Here is a 19,168-nt window from a genome sequence, read left to right as displayed (position 1 = left end):
CTGCTCGGACCTGGCAGAAGCGGGCAGGACACCGGACGGACGGGAGGCTCGTGGCGGGCCCGCCACGAGCCTCCCGTCCGATGCCCGCCTGCTCACCCCAGCGGCTCGACGCCGTAGCTGGTGACCACCGCGCGTAGCTCCTCCAAGTACGCCTGCGCCTGCACGGTCAGCGGGACCGAGGCGTGGGCGATCCACCCGATCTCGATGCGTTCGTCGACGTCGAGCGGGATGGCGACGATCTCGGGGTCCAGGTCGTCGCTGATGAGCCCCGTCGAGATCGTGTACCCACCGAGGCCGATCATGAGGTTGAAGATCGTCGCCCGGTCCGAGACGCGGATCTCCCGTTTGCTCGACATCGTCGACAGGATCTCCTCGGCCAGGTAGAAGGAGTTGTTCGCGCCCTGGTCGAACGTGAGCCGAGGCAGGTCCGCGATTTCGGCGAGGGTCGCACGTTTCCGGGACGCGAGCGGGTTCCGCTTGGCGACGAAGATGTGCGGCTCCGCGATGAACAGCGGGGTGAACACGACGCCGGCGTCCCGGAGCAGCTTCCCGAGGACCTGCCGGTTGAAGTCGTTGCGGTAGAGGATGCCCACCTCGCTCCGGAGCGTGCGGACGTCCTCGATGATGTCCCAGGTGCGGGTCTCGCGGAGGGAGAACTCGTACTCGTCCGCGGCCGCCGCATCGACCATGCGGACGAAGGCCTCCACGGCGAACGAGTAGTGCTGCGCCGACACCCCGAGCAGCCGACGCGACGGTTGCCCACCGACGTAGCGCTGTTCGAGGAGGGAGACCTGCTCGACGACCTGTCGGGCGTACCCGAGGAACTCGACGCCGTCGACGGTGAGCACCACCCCGCGGGCCGACCGGACGAACAGCGGGCGCCCGATCCGCGTCTCGAGGTCCTTCATCGCCGCGGACAGGGTCGGTTGCGCGACGTACAGCAGATCGGCGGCTGCGCTGATCGAGCCCTCCGTCGCGACCTCGATGAAGTACCGGAGTTGCTGCAGCGTGATGTCGTTCGAGACCCGGGCCATAGGCGGAGGCTATACCAGCGCATAGCGATTCGGGATTACCCGATGACCCGCTCGTCCCGTCATGCTCGGGGGATGGCGAATGACCTGACCTTCAGCATCACGCGGACGCGGTTCGACGAGGACTACTCCCCCGCGGACAGCTCCCGGTTGACCACGAACTTCGCCAACCTGGCGCGCGGTGAGCACCGTCAGCAGAACCTCCGCACGGCCATCGGCATGATCGACCGGCGCTGCAACGAGCTCGCGTCGGGCATCCCGGCCGGGTCGGACGGGTCTGCCGGTTCGGCTGGCGACCGCTTCCGGGTCGAGCTCGACATCGTCTCGGTCACCGCGCACTTCGTCGACCAGGGTTCTGCCGGCGAGTTCCCCTTGCTCGAGATGCTCGACGTCGCGATCCTCGACCAGCACACCGGCGAGCGCCACCAGGGGATCCTCGGCAACAACTTCTCCTCGTACCTGCGCGACTACGACTTCGCCGTCCTGCTGCCGTCGCTGTCCTCGGTCCCGTCCGACTTCGGCGAGCTCCACGGACAGCTCTTCCAGCGCTTCCTGGAGTCCTCGGCGTTCCGGTCGAACTTCAGCGTCGAGCCCGTCGTGTGCATCAGCGTCTCGACGAGCCAGACCTACCGACAGACGGAGTACGTCCACCCGGTCCTCGGTGCCGAGTACGAGCACGAGCACTCCTCCCTCACCGACGACTACTTCGGTCGGATGGGCATGCAGGTCCGCTACTTCATGCCCGCCGGCGGGAAGGCGCCCCTCGCGTTCTACTCCCGCGGCGACGTGGCGAACGACTACTCGGACCTGCAGCTCATCGGCACGATCAGCACCATGGAGACGTTCCAGAAGATCTACCGACCGGAGATCTACAACGCGAACACCGCCGCTCCGAGCACCTACCGCCCGAGCCTGGCGCACACGGACTTCTCCACGCCGTCCGTCACCTACGACCGGGAGGAACGGAGCCGCCTCGCGATCACCCAGGGCCGGTACACCGAGGAGCACCTCGTCGAGCCGCACCGAGCACTCCTCGAGCAGTGGGCCTTGTCGCCCACAGCTCAGGCCGCTCTCACCCACTGACCTCCCCCAACGACAGGAACCACCTGCACATGAGCACCCTCCTGCCCACCTCCATCGTCGGCAGCCTGCCGAAACCGTCCTGGCTCGCCGAGCCCGAGCGGCTCTGGTCCCCCTGGCTGCTGGAAGGGACGGCACTGACCGAGGGCAAGCAGGACGCACTCCGGTCCGCCGTCCACGAGCAGGAACGCCACGGCATCGACATCGTCAGCGACGGCGAGCAGACCCGCCAGCACTTCGTCACCACGTTCATCGAGCACCTCGACGGGGTCGACCTCGACCGCAAGGAGACCGTCCGGATCCGTGACCGGTACGACGCTGCCGTCCCGACCGTCGTCGGTGCCGTGAGCCGCCGGGCGCCCGTGTTCGTCGAGGACGCTGCGTTCCTGCGGAGCCAGACCGACCGCCCGATCAAGTGGGCGCTCCCCGGCCCGATGACCATGATCGACACGCTCTCCGACCAGCACTACAAGAGCCGCGAGAAGCTGGCGTGGGAGTTCGCCACGATCCTCAACGAGGAAGCGCGCGAACTCGAAGCCGCCGGCGTCGACGTCATCCAGTTCGACGAGCCCGCCTTCACCGTCTTCCACGACGAGGTGCAGGACTGGGGCGTCGCCGCGCTCGAACGCGCTGCCGAGGGCCTCCGCGCCGAGACCGCCGTGCACATCTGTTACGGCTACGGCATCGAGGCCAACAACAGGTGGAAGGAGACGCTCGGGGCCGAGTGGCGCCAGTACGAGCAGTCCTTCCCACTCCTCCAGCAGTCGTCGATCGACATCGTCTCGCTCGAGTGCATCCACTCCCATGTCCCGCTCGAACTCGTCGAGCTCATCCGCGGGAAGAAGGTCATGCTCGGCGCGATCGACGTCGCGACCGAGGCCGTCGAGACCCCGGAGGAAGTCGCGGAGGTGCTCCGTCGCGCCCTGGAGTTCGTCGACGCCGACAAGCTCATCCCGAGCTCCAACTGCGGCATGGCTCCCCTCGCGCGTGGTGCCGCGCTCGACAAGCTCGGTGCGTTGTCGGCCGGAGCCGACATCGTCCGGGCGGAGCTCGTCGGCACCGCGGTCCCGTCGGGACGCTAGCCCGACGCTGAGCGGACTGCAGCGCTCAGCTCACGAAGCCGCGCGCTCGGCGCCGTACGCACGGACGAAGGCGTCCACGCCGTCGACGAAGACCGCGTCGACGGCGGCGGCGTCGAGTCCCGGTGCGTTCAGTGCGAGGAGGAACGTCAGGGCGGTGAAGTGCTCGGAGGCCCGCCGCGGGTTCGCCGCGCGGATCACGCCGGCGTCGGCCAGCTCGCGGAACCGGTCCGCGATGAGCTGCTCGGGGTCACGTGCCAGATCCGCCCCGGACGCGGGGACCGACCGCCCCGACTCGAGGAGCATCTTCACGACGGCGTAGTCGGACGACTGCAGCGTCTGGGTGGCGATCCGTCGTGTGAACGCCAGGAGTGCGGTGGTGAGATCGCGGTCCACTCGGAGCTCCTGGTCGGCAGCCTCCTCGACGGACGACAGCAACGCCGCGGACGCCTGCTCCACGACGCTGGCGAACAGTCCGTCCTTGTCCGTGAAGTGGTCGTAGACCGTCCGCTTCGAGACGCCCGCCTGCGCGGCGACGGCATCGACGGACGTGCGGTCGTAGCCGTCCACCAGGAAGCGGTCCCGGGCAGCGTCGAGCATCGCCGCCCGCTTCCGTTCGGAGCTCGGGCGGAGAGCACGGGTGGGAACGGCCATACCCCGACTGTAGCCATCCAGTTTTGGAACTACACGGTGTAGTGTGAAAACTCCGGCACAACCCCGTGCTCCGAACCGGAAGGCAGCGTCATGCCGCACACCACCCCCACCACCCCGAGCCCCAGCCCGACCACCGTGACGGACGTCGTGATCGTCGGGGCTGGCCCCACGGGGCTCACGCTCGCCTGCGACCTCGCCCGGCGCGGAACCTGTGTCCGCGTGATCGAGCGGTTCGACGTGCCGAGCGTCGCCTCGCGCGGGAAGGGCCTGCAACCACGGAGTCTCGAGGTGCTCGACGACCTCGGCGTCGCCGACGAGGTCCTGACGCGTGGTGTCACGAAGCTGCCGGTCCGGATGATCACCGACGACGGCACCGTGATCGACCGAGAACCCATCACCGTTCCGGTGTCCGACCCGACCACGACCGCGTACCCGGAGACCCTCTGGATCAGCGAGTTCGACGTCGAGGGCCCGCTCCGGGACCGGCTGGCGCTCGACGGTGTCCACGTCGAGTTCGGCACCGCCGCCATCGACATCGAGCAGCAGGCCGACTTCGTGGACGTGCGGGTCGACGGACCGGACGGCCCGGAGACGATCCGCGCTCGCTGGGTCGTCGGCGCGGACGGAGGCAGGAGCACGATCCGTCACGCACTCGGCGTGGCGTTCGACGGCTTCACGATGCACGATCGCTGGTACCTCGGCGACGTCCGTCTCGAAGGGCTCGACCACGGGCGGCAGTACATCCTGCCGACCAGTCACGGCATGATCGGGCTCACCCCGCTCCCGACGACGGACCTCTGGCAGTGGCAGTCGACGACCGAAGCCGGCGACGACGCGGAACCGCCGTCGCTCGAGCTGTACCAGCAGCTGCTCGACGACCACCTCGGGAAGGACCGGGTGACCCTGAAGGAAGCGACCTGGCTCTCGCTCTACCGCGCCAACGTCCGTCTCGCGGACCACTACCGCGTCGGGCGGGTGTTCCTGGCCGGCGATGCAGCCCACGCGCACTCGCCGGCGGGAGGGCAGGGCATGAACACCGGGATCCAGGACAGCTGGAACCTCGGGTGGAAGCTCGCCGCAGTCGTCCAGGGTGCGGACCCCGCTCTCCTCGACACGTACGAACTGGAGCGCCGTCCGATCGCCGCCTCCGTCCTCGAGATGAGCACGGACAAGATGCACACGTTCCGCGCCGGCGCGACCGGTGGCGCGGAAGGAGTCGACCGCGGACTCGACGGCATGGGCGGTGACGACACGACCGGACTGTCCCTGCGCTACGCCCCGAACCCCCTGTCCCTCGACGACCAGCCCGCCGTTCGCGCACCGTACGCGACGGGTCTCCGGGGCCACGGCTTCGCCGGCTCGACCTTCGACCTCCTCCGAGGCCCCCACTGGACGGTCTTCGTCTTCTCGGACGACCCCGAGGACATGCGTGCGCTCGAAGCCGCGCCTGCAGACGTCCACGTCCACCGGATCGGCGCCGGCGCGATCGAGGACTCGCAGGGCCATGCCGCATCCCGGTACGCGCCCGCGCACGACGCGGTCGCGCTCATCCGCCCGGACGGCTACATCGCCGCCCGCCGGCCCGTCTCCGCAGCCGCCGACGTCCTCGCGCACGTCCGCAGCGTCGTGGCGGAGGTCGTACCGGCTTGACTCCACCCGCCGGTGTGCGTGTGACACTCAGGCAGCTGGTCGGCCGTCTCACCGGCGCCGCACCTCGTGCTTGATGAGCTCCGTGGCGATCCTGTCGGCTGCATGCGGAGCCTTCGCAAGCGCGTGCACGACCGCGGTGGCTCCTGCCGCGTTGGCGATGACCGCTCCTGCCGCTCGCACCTCGCCGTTGATCCAGGTCGATGCCCCTCGCCGCTGCCAGCTCACCGTGCGAGCGCCCCCAGCGCCAGCCTCGAGCGCCCAGTCGGCGTAGCGACAGAGGTCGTCGAACGTCGACCAGACGCCGCCTGCCGCCGCGAACGACGACTCCCCGAGCGCCCACGGCGTGATCGCACGACCGAGGAACTTCGGCACCACGCGCTCTGCCGGGGCAGGCACGAGTACCGCAGAGCTGATCCCCGCTGGCTCGAAGACGTGTTGGCGTACAGCGGCGAACCAGTCGCCGTGCACCTCGTCGAGCACTGCACCGAGGAGGGCGTACCCGAGGTTCGAGTACACGAACTGGCCTCGGGAAGTGACCGGTACCGCCGCTGCCAGGTCCAGAGGAACCCCGACAGCCTCTCGGTAGGGGTCAGCGAACAGGCGGTCGCGCATCGTGGCTGGAAGCCGCGGCAGACCCGAGGTGTGGTGGATGAGATCAGCAACGGTCATCTCGGCGTCGGGCACACCGGGGAGGTAGTGCACGACCGGCCGCTCGACCCCGAGCGTGAGACAGGCGGTCGTACCCACGAGCCCCTTCGTGATGCTCCCCCACTCGAGCATCGAAGCGGCGGCGTACGGCCCGCGGGGCCCGCGGACGGTCCGCCAGCCGTCGGCAGTGCGAACACTCGCGCGCCAATGCCCGGAGCGCTCCATCGGATTCCGCACTTGGTGCCTCCCTCTGGGGCCGAGCTGCGACCCTCGCGCCGCAAGAGTCGTGGTGTTGTTTGACATACTGCAGTACCAGTCTAGAACTGTCGAGCCCTTCTGACCCGAAGCAGGAAAGGACAATCCTCATGCGCGCATGGCTGCTGTACCTGCTGATCGTCATCGCTGCGCTCGCAGCACTGCTCGCGATCGCCTCCAGCGCCCCCGAGGCATCATCGGCGGTCTTCGTCATCGGCACCCCCGTCGTCGTGATCGGGGCCGGCCTCGGTGCCAAGTTCGTCTTGGAAGCGCGGAGGGGCCGACGCACTCACCAGCGCTGACGTGGCAGGTGGCGGACAGGCTTGCGTCCGAGTCGGACTGGAGGCGCGGTGCCAGCTGGCACCGCGCCTCCAGTCCGGAATGCGGTCGCGGGGACAGCACCGGAGCGACCACAAGCCCCCCAGATGCGGGCTCGATCCGCCGCGCGGCCCAGGCCACGATGGACCGAGCGAAGGGGGAATCGTGTTCGGACGGAAACGGCGCGCGCAGGCTGACGGCGCAGCAGCGACGACGGGCGACGGCGCCGGGCAGGACACCGAGCTCGACCGGTGGCTCGCGCAGGCCGATGCCGAAGCGACGACCAATCCGCTGGCGTACGCGACGCTCATGGGCCGGCGGCTCGCCGCACTGACGACGACGTCGTTCACCGACGGAGCCGACCTCGATCCGCAGAGCGCCGTGACCGTGCTCGGTGCGATGACCGGCCTCGGTACCCAGGCCGCGCTCGTGATGGGCAAGCGGTCCGGCGACCCGGACTACACCTCGCGCACGGACCTCGTGATCGACGGCGCGAACGGCGCTCGGGCGCTCATGGGCGACGCCATCGCCTTCCCGCTCTTCGACGCTCAGTACAGCGTCTGGAACATCGTCACCACACCGCTGCGGTCCGTCGGCGGGACGGCGCCGTCGGCCGAGGACCTGACCGTGCGTGCCGCGCAGGCCATCGGGACGGACGCGTTCGTGGTCCCGCGGCTCGAACCGGGCACGAGTGTGCGGTGGCTCCCCCGCGAAGCGCTCGAGCACTGCGGTCGGGCCCTCGCCATCCAGCACTCCAGACGGCTGCCCGTGACGCAGTGGTACGTCGCCTACGCGCTCGCGGTGAAGACGATCCTCGATCAGTACCGGGCGGAGCCAGCCGTCCTCGCGAGCCTGACCCGGGTGGCGCTCGACAGCGCGAACGCGATGGCGAAGTACATGCCTCCGCGGGAGGGAACAGAGCCTCAGGCAGCAGCACCGGACGGAGCAGCAGCGTCCCCCAGCGCGGCAACCACCCCGCCGATGACGATCGCCGACGACCGGTTCGCCCGCGCGCGAGCCGTGGGCGACGGCATCCTCGCGCACGCAGCAGCGGTGTTCGAGGACCCGCAAGGTCTGCACGCCGAGACCGTGTTGACCGTCCTCGGGTCGCTCGCGGGACGGGCGGCGCAGGTGGCTGCGCTCCGCGGTGTCGAGAACGCTTCCCCGGAGTACCAGGGCCGCGTCAACAGGATGGGGCAGGGGCCGGACGGTGAGCGCTTCGCGGTGGGCGATGCGACCGAGTACCCGCTGTTCGTGGCGCCAGCATCGGTGTACGCGATCGTCACCGCGCCGCTCGTCGACGCCGGGCGGATCGCACCCACCGCAGAGGACATCCGCCACCACAGCAGCGTGACGATGGGGACCCCCGAGTTCGACGTCCCGCGGTTCGCACCCGGGACGAGCGCCCGCTGGATGCCACGCGAAGCAGTGGGGTTCGGACTCCGGACCTTCGCGATCCCCGCGGGGGAGCTTCCGCCAGAGGACTGGTACGTGGCCTACGCGCACGCTGCCGCGAAGCTCCTCGAGATGAACCGCGGCCATCTCGACATCGAGCCCCTGACTCGCGTCGTGCTCGATGCCGCGAACATCGCCGCCGCCCTCCTGGTGACTCCGACCGAGGACCCGCCCGCCGAGAGCCCGCGCCGCTGAGCAGACCGTCTGGGCGCTGAAGCCGAGCCCGAGACGAACCAACCTCACCCCTAGACTCGGCAGATGCTCGAGAGCCGTCGCCTTCCCCTGTGGGCGGGTCGCACGGCCGCGCTGCTGGGCATCGTGCTCGTGGCGTTCACCCTTCGCCAAGCAGTCGCTGCGGTCTCGCCGATCATCGGTGACATCCGGGCCGACTTCCCCGTCTCGAACCTCGACGTCGGCCTGCTCGGCACCCTGCCGCCGCTGCTGTTCGCGGCCTCGGGGTTCACGGCACCACGCGTCGCGCGGCGGCTCGGGCTCGACGGCGGGATCGTCCTCGCGCTGGCCCTCATCACCGTCGGCCACCTCGTCCGCGCGGTGGCACCGGGCGTCGCGATGTTGCTGGTCGGCAGCATCCTGGCGTTCGCCGGCACCGGTGTCGGCAACGTGCTGCTGCCGTCCGTCGTCCGTCGCTACTTCCCCGACCGGGTGGCCCTGCTGACCGCGGTCTACGCGTGCATCGTCGGAGTCAGCACCGCGGTGCCGGCTGCCCTGGCGGCACCGATCGCGCAGTACGCCGGGTGGCGGACCTCGCTCGCCGTCTGGGCAGTCTCCTCGGCGGCAGCACTCGTCCCCTGGCTCATCGTCCTCGCACAGCAGCGCCAACTCCGCCGCACAGACGCCGGTCTCGTCAGCCCCGCACCCACCGAGGTCGTCACCCGTCTGTGGCGATCCCGCGCCGCACTGTCGATCACCGCGCTCTTCTCCTCGAGCGCGATCTGCACCTACGCGGCCTTCGCCTGGCTGCCGGAGATCCTGCAGGACGTCGCCGGATCGACGCCGACCGAAGCTGGCGTGCTCCTCGCTGTCACCGGCGTGATCAGTGTCCCCGGCGCACTGATCGCTCCCCTGCTCGTGCCTCGGCTCCGCAACGTCGGCTTGCTGATCGCCGCGGGAGTCCTGAGCTTCGCACTCGGATACCTCGGCCTGCTGCTCGCGCCCGCGCCGCTCACCCTGCTCTGGGTGCTCCTGATCGGCTGCGGCTCGATCCTGTTCCCCGTCTGCCTGGTGCTCATCAACGTCCGCACCCGGACACACGGCGGAACCGTGGCGTTGAGCGGCTTCGCCCAGGGCACCGCGTACGCCCTCGGCGCGCTCGGCCCGCTGCTGGTCGGGCTGCTCCACGACGCGAGCGGCGGCTGGACGCTGCCGCTGCTCTTCCTCCTCGCCGTCACGCTCGCGGCAGGGATCCCGGCGGTCACACTCGGCCGTCCGACGTTCGTCGAGGACGAACTCAGCCGGTAGCGGGCACGTCCATCGCGGCCTGTGCGGTCACACCGCGGGCACGAGGGCTTCGATCGTCGTACGGGCTTCGGCACTCGACCCGAGCGGCACGGTGCGGCTACCGACGCCGGTCGCCAGGGACAGCGCGATGGCGACCGCGCCGACCTCGGCCGTGGAGACCCACTCGGGGTCACCCTCGACGAACCGGGTCCGGACAGGCCCGAGCACCAGCGCGTGGATCCGCTCGTCCGGCGACTCCGCGGCCAGAACGCGCTGCATCATGAGCACCGCGGCCTGCTCCATGCTCACCAGTCCGCTGTTGGGCACCGGGAACTCGGCTGACTGACCGACGATCACCGTGTACGCGCCCAGGCCGCTGAGCCGAGGCACGATCGCCCGCGCCACCGCCATGTGCACCGTGGCGAGTCCCGTGAAGGCAGCGGCCCAGTCGTCCTCGGCGATGCCGGTCAGCGGTCCGCCCTGCCACCAGCCCCCCACGGGGACGATGACATCGTCGATGCCACCCATCCGCTCGGTCATCTCGCGACCGAGTGCCTCGGCCCCGGCGAAGGAGGTGTAGTCGTGCGTCGGCAGGTGCAGCAGCGGGGATGTCCCGACGGCGCCGAGTGCAGCGCGCAACTCGACTCCGCGCGCCTCAGACCGGGTGGGTACGACGACGTCGGCGCCCGCGTCGATGTACGCGCGGACGATGCCTTTCCCAACGCCACCGGTGCCGCCGGGCACGAGGACGCGGCGGCCGGAGAGGTCGTGGGTGGACGGTACTTCGTTCATGGCGGAACTCCTTGGTCAAACCAATGTTGGTGTTGCCAACGGTAGCACCGATCGTTGGTCGCGCCAACTGGTATCGTGCTGCCATGCATGAAGCGCCGACGCCGCCCGAGGCACTCCGAACCCTGGTGAGCTGGCAGGCCGGCCGCGTCGCGACGATCGGGGCGCGTCTGACAGGCGCGAGGATGCCGCTCGAAGCACGGTCCGACTTCGCGGTCCTGTCCCTCCTCGAGGAGAACGGCCCGCTCAGCCAGGCCGACATCGGGCGGATCCTCGGTCTCGACCGGAACAACGTCAACGGCATCGTCGTCCGCCTCGAGACCGACGGGTTCGCGAGCCGGCAGCCGGACCCGGAGGACCGGCGGCGGAACGTCGTCACCATCACGACCGAGGGCCGTGCGAGGTCGTCAGAACTCCTGGACCACGCGCGGGCGGTGCAGGCGGAGCTCCTGACCGCGCTCTCCCCCGACGAGCGCAAGGCCCTCATCGGCCTGCTCGGCAAGGTGCTCGCCAGCCACCCGGCGCAGTCCGCCTGAGCCAGGTCCCCACTTGGTCAGCCTGGAGGCTCGGTGCCAGCTGGCACCGCGCCTCCAGTCCGGAGCAGGGTCGCGGACGGACGGCGGCGGCGCCGCCACCTGTCACATGTCGGCGATGAGACGGAGCGTGTAGCCGTCGGGGACCGTCTGGTGTTCGACGTAGTGCATGAACACCGGCGCTGCCTGGTCGGCGGTGAAGAGCTCTGACGGGTGCCGAGGCTCGTGCGCAGCCTGCACGTCGATGGTCTCCGCGAGCGGTTCCGCGAGGTCGTGGTCACGGCCGACGATGTAGAAGCGGTACTCGCCGTCGTCCTCACGTCGGCGGAGTTCGACGCTCATCTTCTCCGCGGTGCCGCCGGCCTGAAGGTAGGAGTTGCCGTACTCATCGATGACCGACTGCGGGCCGGAGCGCCAGGTCTCGTCGTCGATCAGTGCGGAGAAAATCAGCCACGCGAAGTGGTCGTCGTTGTCGAGCAGGCCGAGGCTGCGACGGATCTGGTCGGGGATCGAGCGGAAGGTGTCGTTCAGGACGCTGCTGACAGACCCGTTGGTCTTCATGATGATCAAAGCGGGCTGCTCCACGTGCTCGAAGGTAACAGAGGTGATCTGATGCGCTCACCAAGCAGCGTGGAAGGACGTCGCGGAGGGCGTTCGGCCGCAGCGTCCGGAATCGTCGCGGCCCGTCGTCAGAGCGCTTGGCGGCCTTGCTCATGGGATGAGTATCCCGCCGCGGTTGCCTTCGGTATGCGATTCGCTTCCGAGGAAGGCTCGGCCTCTTGGAGAAGTCGCTGTTTCGACGGTCAGCTGTCGGGTGCGATGACCCACAGGATCAGCAGCAAACCCGCGACGGCGCACACTCCGATTCCCGACCAGAACCAAGGGGCACTGGTCCCGCGCTCTGCTCTGGCCCGGCCAATCCCATCCCTGCGAACCGCGATGACGAGGGCACGTCCGATCAGCCCACACCCTGCGAGCAGGATGACCACGAGCCCACACCACGTCCACCACGAAAACTCCACCCGAGGTAATGCGTGTTCGTCTCACCGGCTTGGACAAAGCCTGACCGCTTGTACTAGCGATGGGCGCGGGTGTTTAGGCGGTGCGCCTGCAGCAGAGTCCCGTGGTCGTACCCGGTTGCTTGTTCGATCACCCAGTCGAGCCCGGCCGTACCCATTCGCTGCAGCGATCCTCGCAGGCACGAAAACCGCCGAAGTTCGACGCCGGTTCCCCGACCAGCCCGCCGGCACGAAGATCTACCTGTACTCCAGCTCACCAGAACGCGCAGTCATCGGGACCGCGTCTCTTGACTCCGCAGACCGGCCAAACGCATCAGATGTGTGGGACGCATACGGCCACGTCATTGCCATCGCCAGGCAATCCCTAGACGCCTACCTAGGCGACGTTCCGGTGCCGGCAATCCTGCAAGTCCGTTCGCCAGTGCGATGGGAAGTCCCCATGCCACTGTCCGAGCTCCGCAGCCAGGTGCTCATCGAACCTCCGCAGAGCTTCCGCTACATCGATTCGGAACGAGCTGCCCTGCTTGACGCGTGGGAACCACGGCCTCGGTCACGGCAAGCAATGCTGGTCTGACCGGAGCAGCGGAGCGTCAGTATCTCAGGGCGATACCAGAATATTGGGAGTCAAGGAGCGGCGACCCGACAGGGAGCTCGTCAATTCGCGGATCCAGGCCCGCCGAGCGAACTTTGCCGATGTGCACCTCCTGGGTGGCAGTTCGCCGCCATCCCTCGGAGCACCTTCCTAGGCCGACCGGCGGCAGCCACGCTCGCTGCGTCAGGTTGCATGCAGCGTGCAGACTGCCAGTCGTGACAGAGAGCTCTGACAATCCTGGTCTCCCGGAGGCTGCGTCACAGGTGGAAAGGATTCGCGCTATTGACGTGGCGCGTCGGCGCGATTGCACCGGTTTGTTCTACCGTTACGTGCGTGGATGACGAACGCACCGCTGCTAGACAACTGCTGGCACGGTTACAGGAGCTGAGTTCGGTTGAGCCGGTCAGCCTCGCCGGGCCGTTGCAGCAAATCTCCGAACTCCGCGCCGCCGATCATGCATCGTTGGAGGGCCTACTTCCCGATCTTGCGTGGCAGACCGCAGGAGCGATCGCAGCGGCTGATGACATTCTTGAGGCGCTCGGTGCTCCGTGGCATTGGGCACCGCCTGCAACGGAGGAGGCAGCGTGGCTGCAGGAACTGCGAAAAGGTCTCGACACGTTCTCCAAAGTGTGTTGGTTCCTCCGATTCGGGTACACGGCCGGCGCTGTCGCGCTCGCCCGGCAGTTCATCGAACGGTGGACCTACAACCTCAGCTCAACCCGGAACATCTGGCCGGACGACGGAGAGGAGTACGCTGACTTCCTCCGCCGGGTTTGGTCGGTGTACCCAGCGATGGTTGACGGTCGTGACTTCGGGCAAGAATGGGCAGACCTCTCGGAACTCCTCCACGGGCGAAGCATCACGAGAGCCGGACGCACCATCACTATCAACTTGAGTATCGACGCTGTGGACCGAGCTGAGGTGCATCAGCTTGTCGTCCAAGCTGCGGAGATGGCCCTTCGACAGGTGCGGGGCGCAATCGACACGGCCCACGCCAGTACGGCAGCGGTCACCCCGATCAGCCACGGGTCCCTCCAACTTCGAGTTGAACAATTCCCTCCGACGACGCCACCGGAGTTCCTGACGGTCACCGCTCCCCCACTCGACTACAGCTTCGTCACATCGGACCTCGCCGACACGATTTCCGATTGGGGAGCAACGTATCGACGGATTGTTGCAAACCGCAGCAAAGACCCAGTCAACATGCTCACGTTCGCGTGGATGGCGATCGAGGAGCGGTGGGCACGGGCAATCGATCATGCGAGGCAGTCTTTCCGCGAAGAGCAGAGCATGCTCGGGGACGCGTTCTCCCCGGTCACCCTTGACGCGCTTATCCTGTTCTACCGTTGCATCACCGAGATGACGGAACTGCTCGCCAGGACATCAGAGCCGAGCACCCGAACCGATGCGCTGCAGGCAGCGGCTTCCGCGTTGGAATCGTCGTGGGTGCTGTGGCTTCAAGACGTCGACGAGTCGCTGATCTGCATGCGCACCGTGCTGGAGAACACTGCTCGAGCACGTACGCACCGGCTGAAACCAGAACGCGCCGCCACCATGGAACTCCGCGGAGCCGCGACAACACCGCACCGGTGGCTCGACGCCGCTGGTTGGGGGCGGCTGTCCGCGTTCAACCGCGCCCTCGGCGAGTTCAGTCACACGCAAGCTCGTTCCCGACACGAAGCTGCCCGAGACCTGCTCACTAGCATGCAGCGAGGCGAAACCGCATCCGCGGACCACACTGCCCGTGCCCGCGCGCTGGAGGAGGTCGCAACGATGCTGGCACATGAAACGTCGGCATCCCTAGAGCAAGCCCATCCGCGGCTCGCGGAAGCGTTTCGGAAGCTGATTCTGAACGCCGACGAGGCCGACGCGGACGACGATTTGAACGCCTGGTTGGACCATGGATTGCGGTTCCGATCTTTCGACTTCGGACCAACGCTGTTGGACCGCGCAACGGAACGTCGCCGCAACTACGACAAGACCGTCAGCGACAAGTAGGCAACGCCGGAAGTCGGTGTCCTAAACCGTGAACGACTGATGCTGATGGGGGTTGCGCGTAATATTCTTGTGCTCAACCGCTGATCTTTTGATCCTGCTCGCCTCATGCGCGGCGGGCACTTTCGCCTAGGCGAAGACGCAATCTCCTCATTCGCGTAGCGTGCTTCGTCTCAGACGACCGCCCACCGTACCGCGGCTAAGCGGGGACGCTCCGAAACAGGAAACGACAGGCGCATTCGAACTGGGCACACTTTTCTTCACCCTAGCAAGCCTCTTCACGGCGGAAGCCTGAGATACGCGACCAACGTCGAGTGTTCGAACACTCCGGGTGGGGTTGTGATGACAGTCGGCTACGAGAGAGATACCGCCGTCGATTCCTCAAGTATCCGCCACGTGTAAGTTTGCATATTTGTCCAGTCGCCGTCATTTCGAACCGGGTGAGGCTCGCATTGCCGTTGTAGACGAGGTCACAGGTGTGCCCGGCGCCAGGGAAGCCGTACCAAGTGCTGAGTCTAGCTGCGGCTGCTCCCCGCGCCGTTGCAGATAGGGCCTGTGGAATCGCGGGAAGCTCTACCGGGCGGCCCCGCCGTGAGGACCCACCAGGCGGCTAATCGTCTCGCGGATTTCCGGAGTAATGTCCGGTTCAGGGTCAAGCCAACGAATCGCGAGTTCGTACCGCTTCTCTTCCTGAGTGCGACTCAGCTGTAAGATTGCCGGCGACGCAGGCGCTTCGCGCAGATTACGAGAGGCGAGAACAGCGCGCGTGCGATCGTTGTACCCATATACCGGCAGGTCGAGTGCGGCGAGGCCGGCCTCTAGCTCGTCGAGACTCTCGGCAGAGAACGTGCCGAGCACGTCGGCATGAATCGCGTTTTTTTTCGGCCCACGTACGTCAGACTCGCGCTTCACCAACCTTTCGCCACCGTCTCGCTTGACAATCGCGCGTTGGCTTGGAACGAAGACGAGTTGCACCGTCACCGTACGGTCTGCTCGAGCCTTGAACGAGCGTCGAGCATTCACGGGGCGGCGGACTTGCAATTCTTGACCGCGATTCCTAAGGCCTGGAGCAAGGTCTTGAAATAACCGTTGAGCAAGGTCGTCGGATTCAAGGAGTCGAGCGACCTCTTTTCGACTGGCGTGGCTCTCGTTTCGGACCAGGTGGGAGATCTTGCGCACGTGGCGTGATAGCGCGGGAATTTCAGACTCAGGAATCCGGAGCGACCGATCTGTGAGCAGCTTCGCGATCGTTGCCGCACTTGGCTGCGAAGCTGAAGCGCTCGTATGCGTGTGCCGCATCGCTTGATGAGGCCTGAATGCGGGGTTCATAGATGGCTCCATTCTGGCGCTGCTCGAACGATCCAGTCCGTGTCCCTGAAGTGGCTAGAGAACAATTTACCGTTGCTGGGCGGGCCGCTGCGGCCAAAAAACACCACGTTGACGTCGCGATTTAGATGTCGCCTCCACCTTTCGGCCCACTGTTGCACATACAGGAACAGAAAATCGGTGAGCGCTTTTTGCAGGAACGAGTACTTCACATCCGCCATGGTTACGCTGCCTGGATCGACTCCGCCATGCTCGCGCAAATCGGTCCGCACCACCGCTAGCGCCGCATCGCTTGATATCTGGACGTCAACGTCACTCGGGTGTTTGGCTACTCCAAGGCGGTAAAGCGAGTCGAACGGGCGTTGATCGGGCGAGTCCTTCGGCCATTGTTTCTTATATGCCGCGAAGATGCGGTCACCCTCTTCAGCCTCCCAGCGACGGCCAAATTCGTCCATGAACACATTGAGAAGTTCACCCTTGTCCTTGGGAAGACGCTTCGCCGGGCTGGAGAAGAATTGCCCAGCGCTCCCCTGTAGCCGCACATCGGCGTCGTCCAAGCCATCCGCACTCAACGCTACTTCGAGCGTCTGCAAGAACTGTTGGTACTGCGGAGCCGTCATACCAAGGGGCACTCGCTGGCTGTGGCAGTCAATCGCTACTGGGACGGTCACGCCCACGAATTCAAAGTCGAGGTCTGTCATCCTGTAGCCACCTGCATCAAGGACCTCCGGGTACCCCGTGCTGAGGATCGAGTCGCTCAAGATCACCTGCCCGGGTCGTTGGATTCGTCGATCCTATCGCGTACCCCGCGGCTGTCGTCGCGATGCCCACGCTTCCGTGCCCTCGCTGCTGTTCACTCACGTCCACCTTCCCGCTGCTTCTCCGTGCGGGAGATTCGCGCGGCGGCCATCGCGTCGTTCGGCGACTACCCGCGAATCCATAGTGACAACGGTGAGCCGGAGCGCTGAGTATGACGACTGCTGGAGATCATGCGCTGGTATGAGTTACCAGTCGGAGAAACCCGCGGTCATGACGCTCGAGGCTGGTCGACTCACGACAGCCGGGACCTCGCGCGCCAGGCCCAGCAGCGGGTTCGATCTTTCCCTCAGCCGGCTGGATCCGTATCAATTCGAAGATCCGAAGGCATCGACATCGCAGGTACGCGACTCTCTACGACGACCCCTCGTTTGCGCGTTGTCGACTGGAGCACCTTCGGGACCTTGTCAGATCGCTCTCACTCGTACTTGGATCAGGGTAGTCAGTACTGCTTGTCCCCTGTCGATGGCTGGGAGCTTGTGCTGCCGAAGTCGCGGCCGGGGAGACCCGGCTGACGGGTATTGTGGTACAAATATCCGCAAGTTTGCAGCTTCAAGCGGTTACCACTGCGCGCTCGTCCTGCACCGTCGCCGCCCTGCCCTCCTCAGGAATCTGGACGTGGCGCGTCGGTCTGGGCTCTTAAATTAGAACGAGCAACCTCCAACGCAGTCGCGGTTTTCGGAGGAGGCTTGGCTGGGGTTGTCGTTATACCCGCGACCACCCGGCCCATCGTGCCCGCTCCGCGGCCGCGTCGAACTCATGGTTGGACTCGAACACCGTCTGATGCAGTCTGTAGAACCATGACGGCACGCGAACGCCTTCCGATCGCAGTGCGAAGATTTCCTGCTGTCGAGCCTCGAGAGCGTCGCGCACTAAGCCGACCCTTTGCTCCGAACGATCGTCGTAAAGCTGTTTCAGGCTCTTCGTCGCGCCGACGGCAAGCTCCTTCTTTCGGGCGACGTTCCTCTGTTGGTGATACACGTTCGTTGCAAGCAGCGTCAGCAGCGACGAGGTCGGGACGACAAGCAAGAGGATGAACTGCCACAACAGCAGTTGCATCCCGACTCCCGCGGTTAGCTCGACGGCCGACACTGCGATGAGGACGCCCACACATATCCGTGTCCACCTCGTGCGAAGCTCCGAATCCCACAGCAGAGCTTCGCGCTGGCAGTACGTTTCAGCGGCGGGGCTTGGAATGTCAGTAACGTTTGCGTACCAAGGAGAATTTTGCGCCTGGGTGTTGCGTCGCGCGAGGTCGTTGAGGTCTGCGGCGGTGAGCGCCAGCGGATTTATGCTCGGCCATACGAGCCCGAATAGACCGCGGTCGAATTGGTCTTGGACGACGGCACTCCGCCTCGCTGCGGCGGTCCGGTACCGTGTCAACACGAAGGTCGTAACGATCGTTGCGACGACGCCGATGACACTGGACCACGGACGGAGCTCGGGCAAGAAGGCCGCCGCTACCCCTATAGCAGCGGCCGCGCAGGCGATCCCGAATCGCCAAGCGTCCCACATTTGCGTCCAACTACTCGCGACCGTGGACGCTGCCAGGAGGTGGATGTATTTCGACCCCTGCTGCGTGGTGTACAGATCTTGCGATTCGAGCGGCATCAGCGCTTCGGCATTCGGTTGCCGAACAGGCTGCGCCACTCGTTGACGGCCTCGGATGAGTGTCCAGCTTCGTCGAGCGCAATCGCGTTCTCCGCGATCAGGTTCCACTCGGTGAACATGCGGGATGCGCTCTCCCGGTCGGCGGGACTCATGTGCTTGTTCACGTCGTCCCCCAGATGCGCGGGGTCCGCCCAGTCGTCGCGGACTGCGTCAGCCGCCCCTGCGAGGAAGAACTGTACCTCGTTGGCGTAGTTCTGTGCCGGCGCAATGCACAGATCGAGCGCCATCACTTCGAGCAGGAAAGAAGGTTGGATCGGCTCGTCGTACTCACGGTTGATCCCCTTCAGCATCTTCACCAGCGGCACGAATATTCCGCCGAACTCCTGGTTCTTGGCGGTGACCAGGTCTGCATGGATGGACGGGTTGGTCTCCATCCATTCGTTCCCGTTCGGGATGAGGTAACCGTCGGTCGTCGCGAATGCCGGGGCGATCTCATACGAAGCGACCTCCTCGGCTGAGTAAACGATGCGTGCGACAACGTCGTCGGTTTCCACCTCCCACCGTGGCGCGAGGATGTCTCGCAATGCTGCGATAGCCGCATACCCGGTGCCATCGGCGAGGCTTCCTTGTGGACCGTCTGGGTCGATGACGACGAACACGTCGACGTCTTTGAGTTTTTTCGTTTTCGTGTGGCGGTCGTAGCTTCCCGTCAGGAAATCGTCTTCGAGGTCCCACCGTTCGCGGATGTGGTCTCGGATGAGACGGTGGCGCTTCGCTGCCGTCGATGCTTCCACATCGGTGATTTCAAGCGTGGCCTTCAGACGTGCGAACGCATCGTCGACTGCTCCCATTGGCTCGT

At 66.4% G+C, this 19,168-nt stretch carries 17 protein-coding genes; 8 read left to right on the top strand and 9 right to left on the bottom strand.

All coding sequences use genetic code 11. The features are described 5' to 3' along the window. Positions 1-92: 92 nt before the first annotated feature. Complete coding sequence (locus ITJ68_RS18300) at positions 93-1,034, bottom strand: LysR family transcriptional regulator (RefSeq protein WP_194663517.1); 942 nt, start codon at positions 1,032-1,034, stop codon at positions 93-95. Between the two features lie 72 nt (positions 1,035-1,106). On the opposite strand from ITJ68_RS18300, the gene ITJ68_RS18295 reads away from it, so the two are divergent. Next, positions 1,107-2,114: a putative oxygenase MesX gene (locus ITJ68_RS18295; RefSeq protein WP_194663516.1), complete on the top strand. Its 1,008-nt coding sequence runs from the start codon at positions 1,107-1,109 to the stop codon at positions 2,112-2,114. A 29-nt stretch (positions 2,115-2,143) separates the two neighbouring features. After that, a complete protein-coding gene (locus ITJ68_RS18290; RefSeq protein ID WP_194663514.1) occupies positions 2,144-3,193 on the top strand; it encodes a methionine synthase in 1,050 nt (349 codons plus the stop codon). Positions 3,194-3,223: 30 nt separating this feature from the next. Here ITJ68_RS18290 and ITJ68_RS18285 read toward each other — a convergent pair whose 3' ends face one another. Next, a complete protein-coding gene (locus ITJ68_RS18285) occupies positions 3,224-3,844 on the bottom strand; it encodes a TetR/AcrR family transcriptional regulator (protein WP_194663513.1) in 621 nt (206 codons plus the stop codon). Positions 3,845-3,934: 90 nt separating this feature from the next. Here ITJ68_RS18285 and ITJ68_RS18280 point away from each other — a divergent pair, with 90 nt between their 5' ends. After that, positions 3,935-5,494, top strand: a complete 1,560-nt coding sequence (locus tag ITJ68_RS18280; RefSeq protein ID WP_194663512.1) for an FAD-dependent oxidoreductase — start codon at positions 3,935-3,937, stop codon at positions 5,492-5,494. 48 nt (positions 5,495-5,542) lie between these two features. On the opposite strand, the gene ITJ68_RS18275 is transcribed toward ITJ68_RS18280, so the two are convergent. Continuing rightward, on the bottom strand, positions 5,543-6,367 hold the full coding sequence (locus ITJ68_RS18275) for a serine hydrolase domain-containing protein (RefSeq protein ID WP_194663511.1): 825 nt from the start codon (positions 6,365-6,367) through the stop codon (positions 5,543-5,545). A gap of 140 nt (positions 6,368-6,507) precedes the next feature. On the opposite strand from ITJ68_RS18275, the gene ITJ68_RS18270 reads away from it, so the two are divergent. The 3 genes from ITJ68_RS18270 (at position 6,508) to ITJ68_RS18260 (ending at position 9,649) form a co-directional block, all read left to right on the top strand. Further along, positions 6,508-6,699 (top strand): hypothetical protein, encoded by a 192-nt coding sequence (locus ITJ68_RS18270; protein ID WP_194663510.1) that lies wholly within the window; start codon positions 6,508-6,510, stop codon positions 6,697-6,699. A gap of 181 nt (positions 6,700-6,880) precedes the next feature. After that, the gene (locus ITJ68_RS18265; protein ID WP_194663505.1) at positions 6,881-8,365 is read left to right on the top strand and encodes a hypothetical protein; all 1,485 of its coding nucleotides are present in this window, start codon (positions 6,881-6,883) and stop codon (positions 8,363-8,365) included. Positions 8,366-8,428: 63 nt separating this feature from the next. Beyond that, the gene (locus ITJ68_RS18260; protein ID WP_194663503.1) at positions 8,429-9,649 is read left to right on the top strand and encodes a CynX/NimT family MFS transporter; all 1,221 of its coding nucleotides are present in this window, start codon (positions 8,429-8,431) and stop codon (positions 9,647-9,649) included. Positions 9,650-9,676: 27 nt separating this feature from the next. Here ITJ68_RS18260 and ITJ68_RS18255 read toward each other — a convergent pair whose 3' ends face one another. Continuing rightward, positions 9,677-10,420 (bottom strand): SDR family oxidoreductase, encoded by a 744-nt coding sequence (locus ITJ68_RS18255; RefSeq protein WP_194663501.1) that lies wholly within the window; start codon positions 10,418-10,420, stop codon positions 9,677-9,679. Between the two features lie 83 nt (positions 10,421-10,503). Here ITJ68_RS18255 and ITJ68_RS18250 point away from each other — a divergent pair, with 83 nt between their 5' ends. Next, positions 10,504-10,953, top strand: coding sequence for a MarR family winged helix-turn-helix transcriptional regulator (locus ITJ68_RS18250; protein WP_194663499.1), 450 nt, complete (start codon positions 10,504-10,506; stop codon positions 10,951-10,953). Between the two features lie 102 nt (positions 10,954-11,055). Here ITJ68_RS18250 and ITJ68_RS18245 read toward each other — a convergent pair whose 3' ends face one another. Then, a complete protein-coding gene (locus ITJ68_RS18245; protein WP_194663497.1) occupies positions 11,056-11,535 on the bottom strand; it encodes a hypothetical protein in 480 nt (159 codons plus the stop codon). 1,359 nt (positions 11,536-12,894) lie between these two features. On the opposite strand from ITJ68_RS18245, the gene ITJ68_RS18240 reads away from it, so the two are divergent. Continuing rightward, positions 12,895-14,559: a hypothetical protein gene (locus ITJ68_RS18240; RefSeq protein WP_194663495.1), complete on the top strand. Its 1,665-nt coding sequence runs from the start codon at positions 12,895-12,897 to the stop codon at positions 14,557-14,559. 570 nt (positions 14,560-15,129) lie between these two features. Here the strand turns inward: ITJ68_RS18240 and ITJ68_RS18235 are convergent. From ITJ68_RS18235 to ITJ68_RS18220, 4 genes are all read right to left on the bottom strand, one after another. Next, a complete protein-coding gene (locus ITJ68_RS18235; RefSeq protein WP_194663494.1) occupies positions 15,130-15,885 on the bottom strand; it encodes a hypothetical protein in 756 nt (251 codons plus the stop codon). Further along, a complete protein-coding gene (locus ITJ68_RS18230; RefSeq protein WP_194663492.1) occupies positions 15,882-16,583 on the bottom strand; it encodes a hypothetical protein in 702 nt (233 codons plus the stop codon). Before ITJ68_RS18230 ends, ITJ68_RS18235 begins: the two co-directional genes overlap by 4 nt. A gap of 820 nt (positions 16,584-17,403) precedes the next feature. Further along, positions 17,404-18,309 carry an S-4TM family putative pore-forming effector gene (locus ITJ68_RS18225; protein WP_194663490.1) on the bottom strand — a complete coding sequence of 302 codons (906 nt, stop codon included), beginning with the start codon at positions 18,307-18,309 and terminating at the stop codon, positions 17,404-17,406. Continuing rightward, positions 18,309-19,160 (bottom strand): CBASS oligonucleotide cyclase, encoded by an 852-nt coding sequence (locus tag ITJ68_RS18220; RefSeq protein ID WP_194663488.1) that lies wholly within the window; start codon positions 19,158-19,160, stop codon positions 18,309-18,311. Before ITJ68_RS18220 ends, ITJ68_RS18225 begins: the two co-directional genes overlap by 1 nt. Positions 19,161-19,168: the final 8 nt, after the last annotated feature.

This window comes from Curtobacterium sp. VKM Ac-1395 (genome assembly GCF_015350975.1).
Classification (GTDB): domain Bacteria; phylum Actinomycetota; class Actinomycetes; order Actinomycetales; family Microbacteriaceae; genus Curtobacterium.
Note: the sequence above shows the minus strand (reverse complement) of the source record. Positions and strands in the feature narration are given on the sequence as shown.

Bases quoted from the DNA above. Each gene is read 5' to 3' on its own strand.
- ITJ68_RS18300 (WP_194663517.1), bottom strand. From the start codon at position 1,034: ATGGCCCGGGTCTCGAACGACATCACGCTGCAGCAACTCCGGTACTTC.
- ITJ68_RS18295 (WP_194663516.1), top strand. From the start codon at position 1,107: ATGGCGAATGACCTGACCTTCAGCATCACGCGGACGCGGTTCGACGAG.
- ITJ68_RS18290 (WP_194663514.1), top strand. From the start codon at position 2,144: ATGAGCACCCTCCTGCCCACCTCCATCGTCGGCAGCCTGCCGAAACCG.
- ITJ68_RS18285 (WP_194663513.1), bottom strand. From the start codon at position 3,844: ATGGCCGTTCCCACCCGTGCTCTCCGCCCGAGCTCCGAACGGAAGCGG.
- ITJ68_RS18280 (WP_194663512.1), top strand. From the start codon at position 3,935: ATGCCGCACACCACCCCCACCACCCCGAGCCCCAGCCCGACCACCGTG.
- ITJ68_RS18275 (WP_194663511.1), bottom strand. From the start codon at position 6,367: ATGGAGCGCTCCGGGCATTGGCGCGCGAGTGTTCGCACTGCCGACGGC.
- ITJ68_RS18270 (WP_194663510.1), top strand. From the start codon at position 6,508: ATGCGCGCATGGCTGCTGTACCTGCTGATCGTCATCGCTGCGCTCGCA.
- ITJ68_RS18260 (WP_194663503.1), top strand. From the start codon at position 8,429: ATGCTCGAGAGCCGTCGCCTTCCCCTGTGGGCGGGTCGCACGGCCGCG.
- ITJ68_RS18255 (WP_194663501.1), bottom strand. From the start codon at position 10,420: ATGAACGAAGTACCGTCCACCCACGACCTCTCCGGCCGCCGCGTCCTC.
- ITJ68_RS18250 (WP_194663499.1), top strand. From the start codon at position 10,504: ATGCATGAAGCGCCGACGCCGCCCGAGGCACTCCGAACCCTGGTGAGC.
- ITJ68_RS18235 (WP_194663494.1), bottom strand. From the start codon at position 15,885: ATGAACCCCGCATTCAGGCCTCATCAAGCGATGCGGCACACGCATACG.
- ITJ68_RS18230 (WP_194663492.1), bottom strand. From the start codon at position 16,583: ATGACAGACCTCGACTTTGAATTCGTGGGCGTGACCGTCCCAGTAGCG.
- ITJ68_RS18225 (WP_194663490.1), bottom strand. From the start codon at position 18,309: ATGCCGCTCGAATCGCAAGATCTGTACACCACGCAGCAGGGGTCGAAA.
- ITJ68_RS18220 (WP_194663488.1), bottom strand. From the start codon at position 19,160: ATGGGAGCAGTCGACGATGCGTTCGCACGTCTGAAGGCCACGCTTGAA.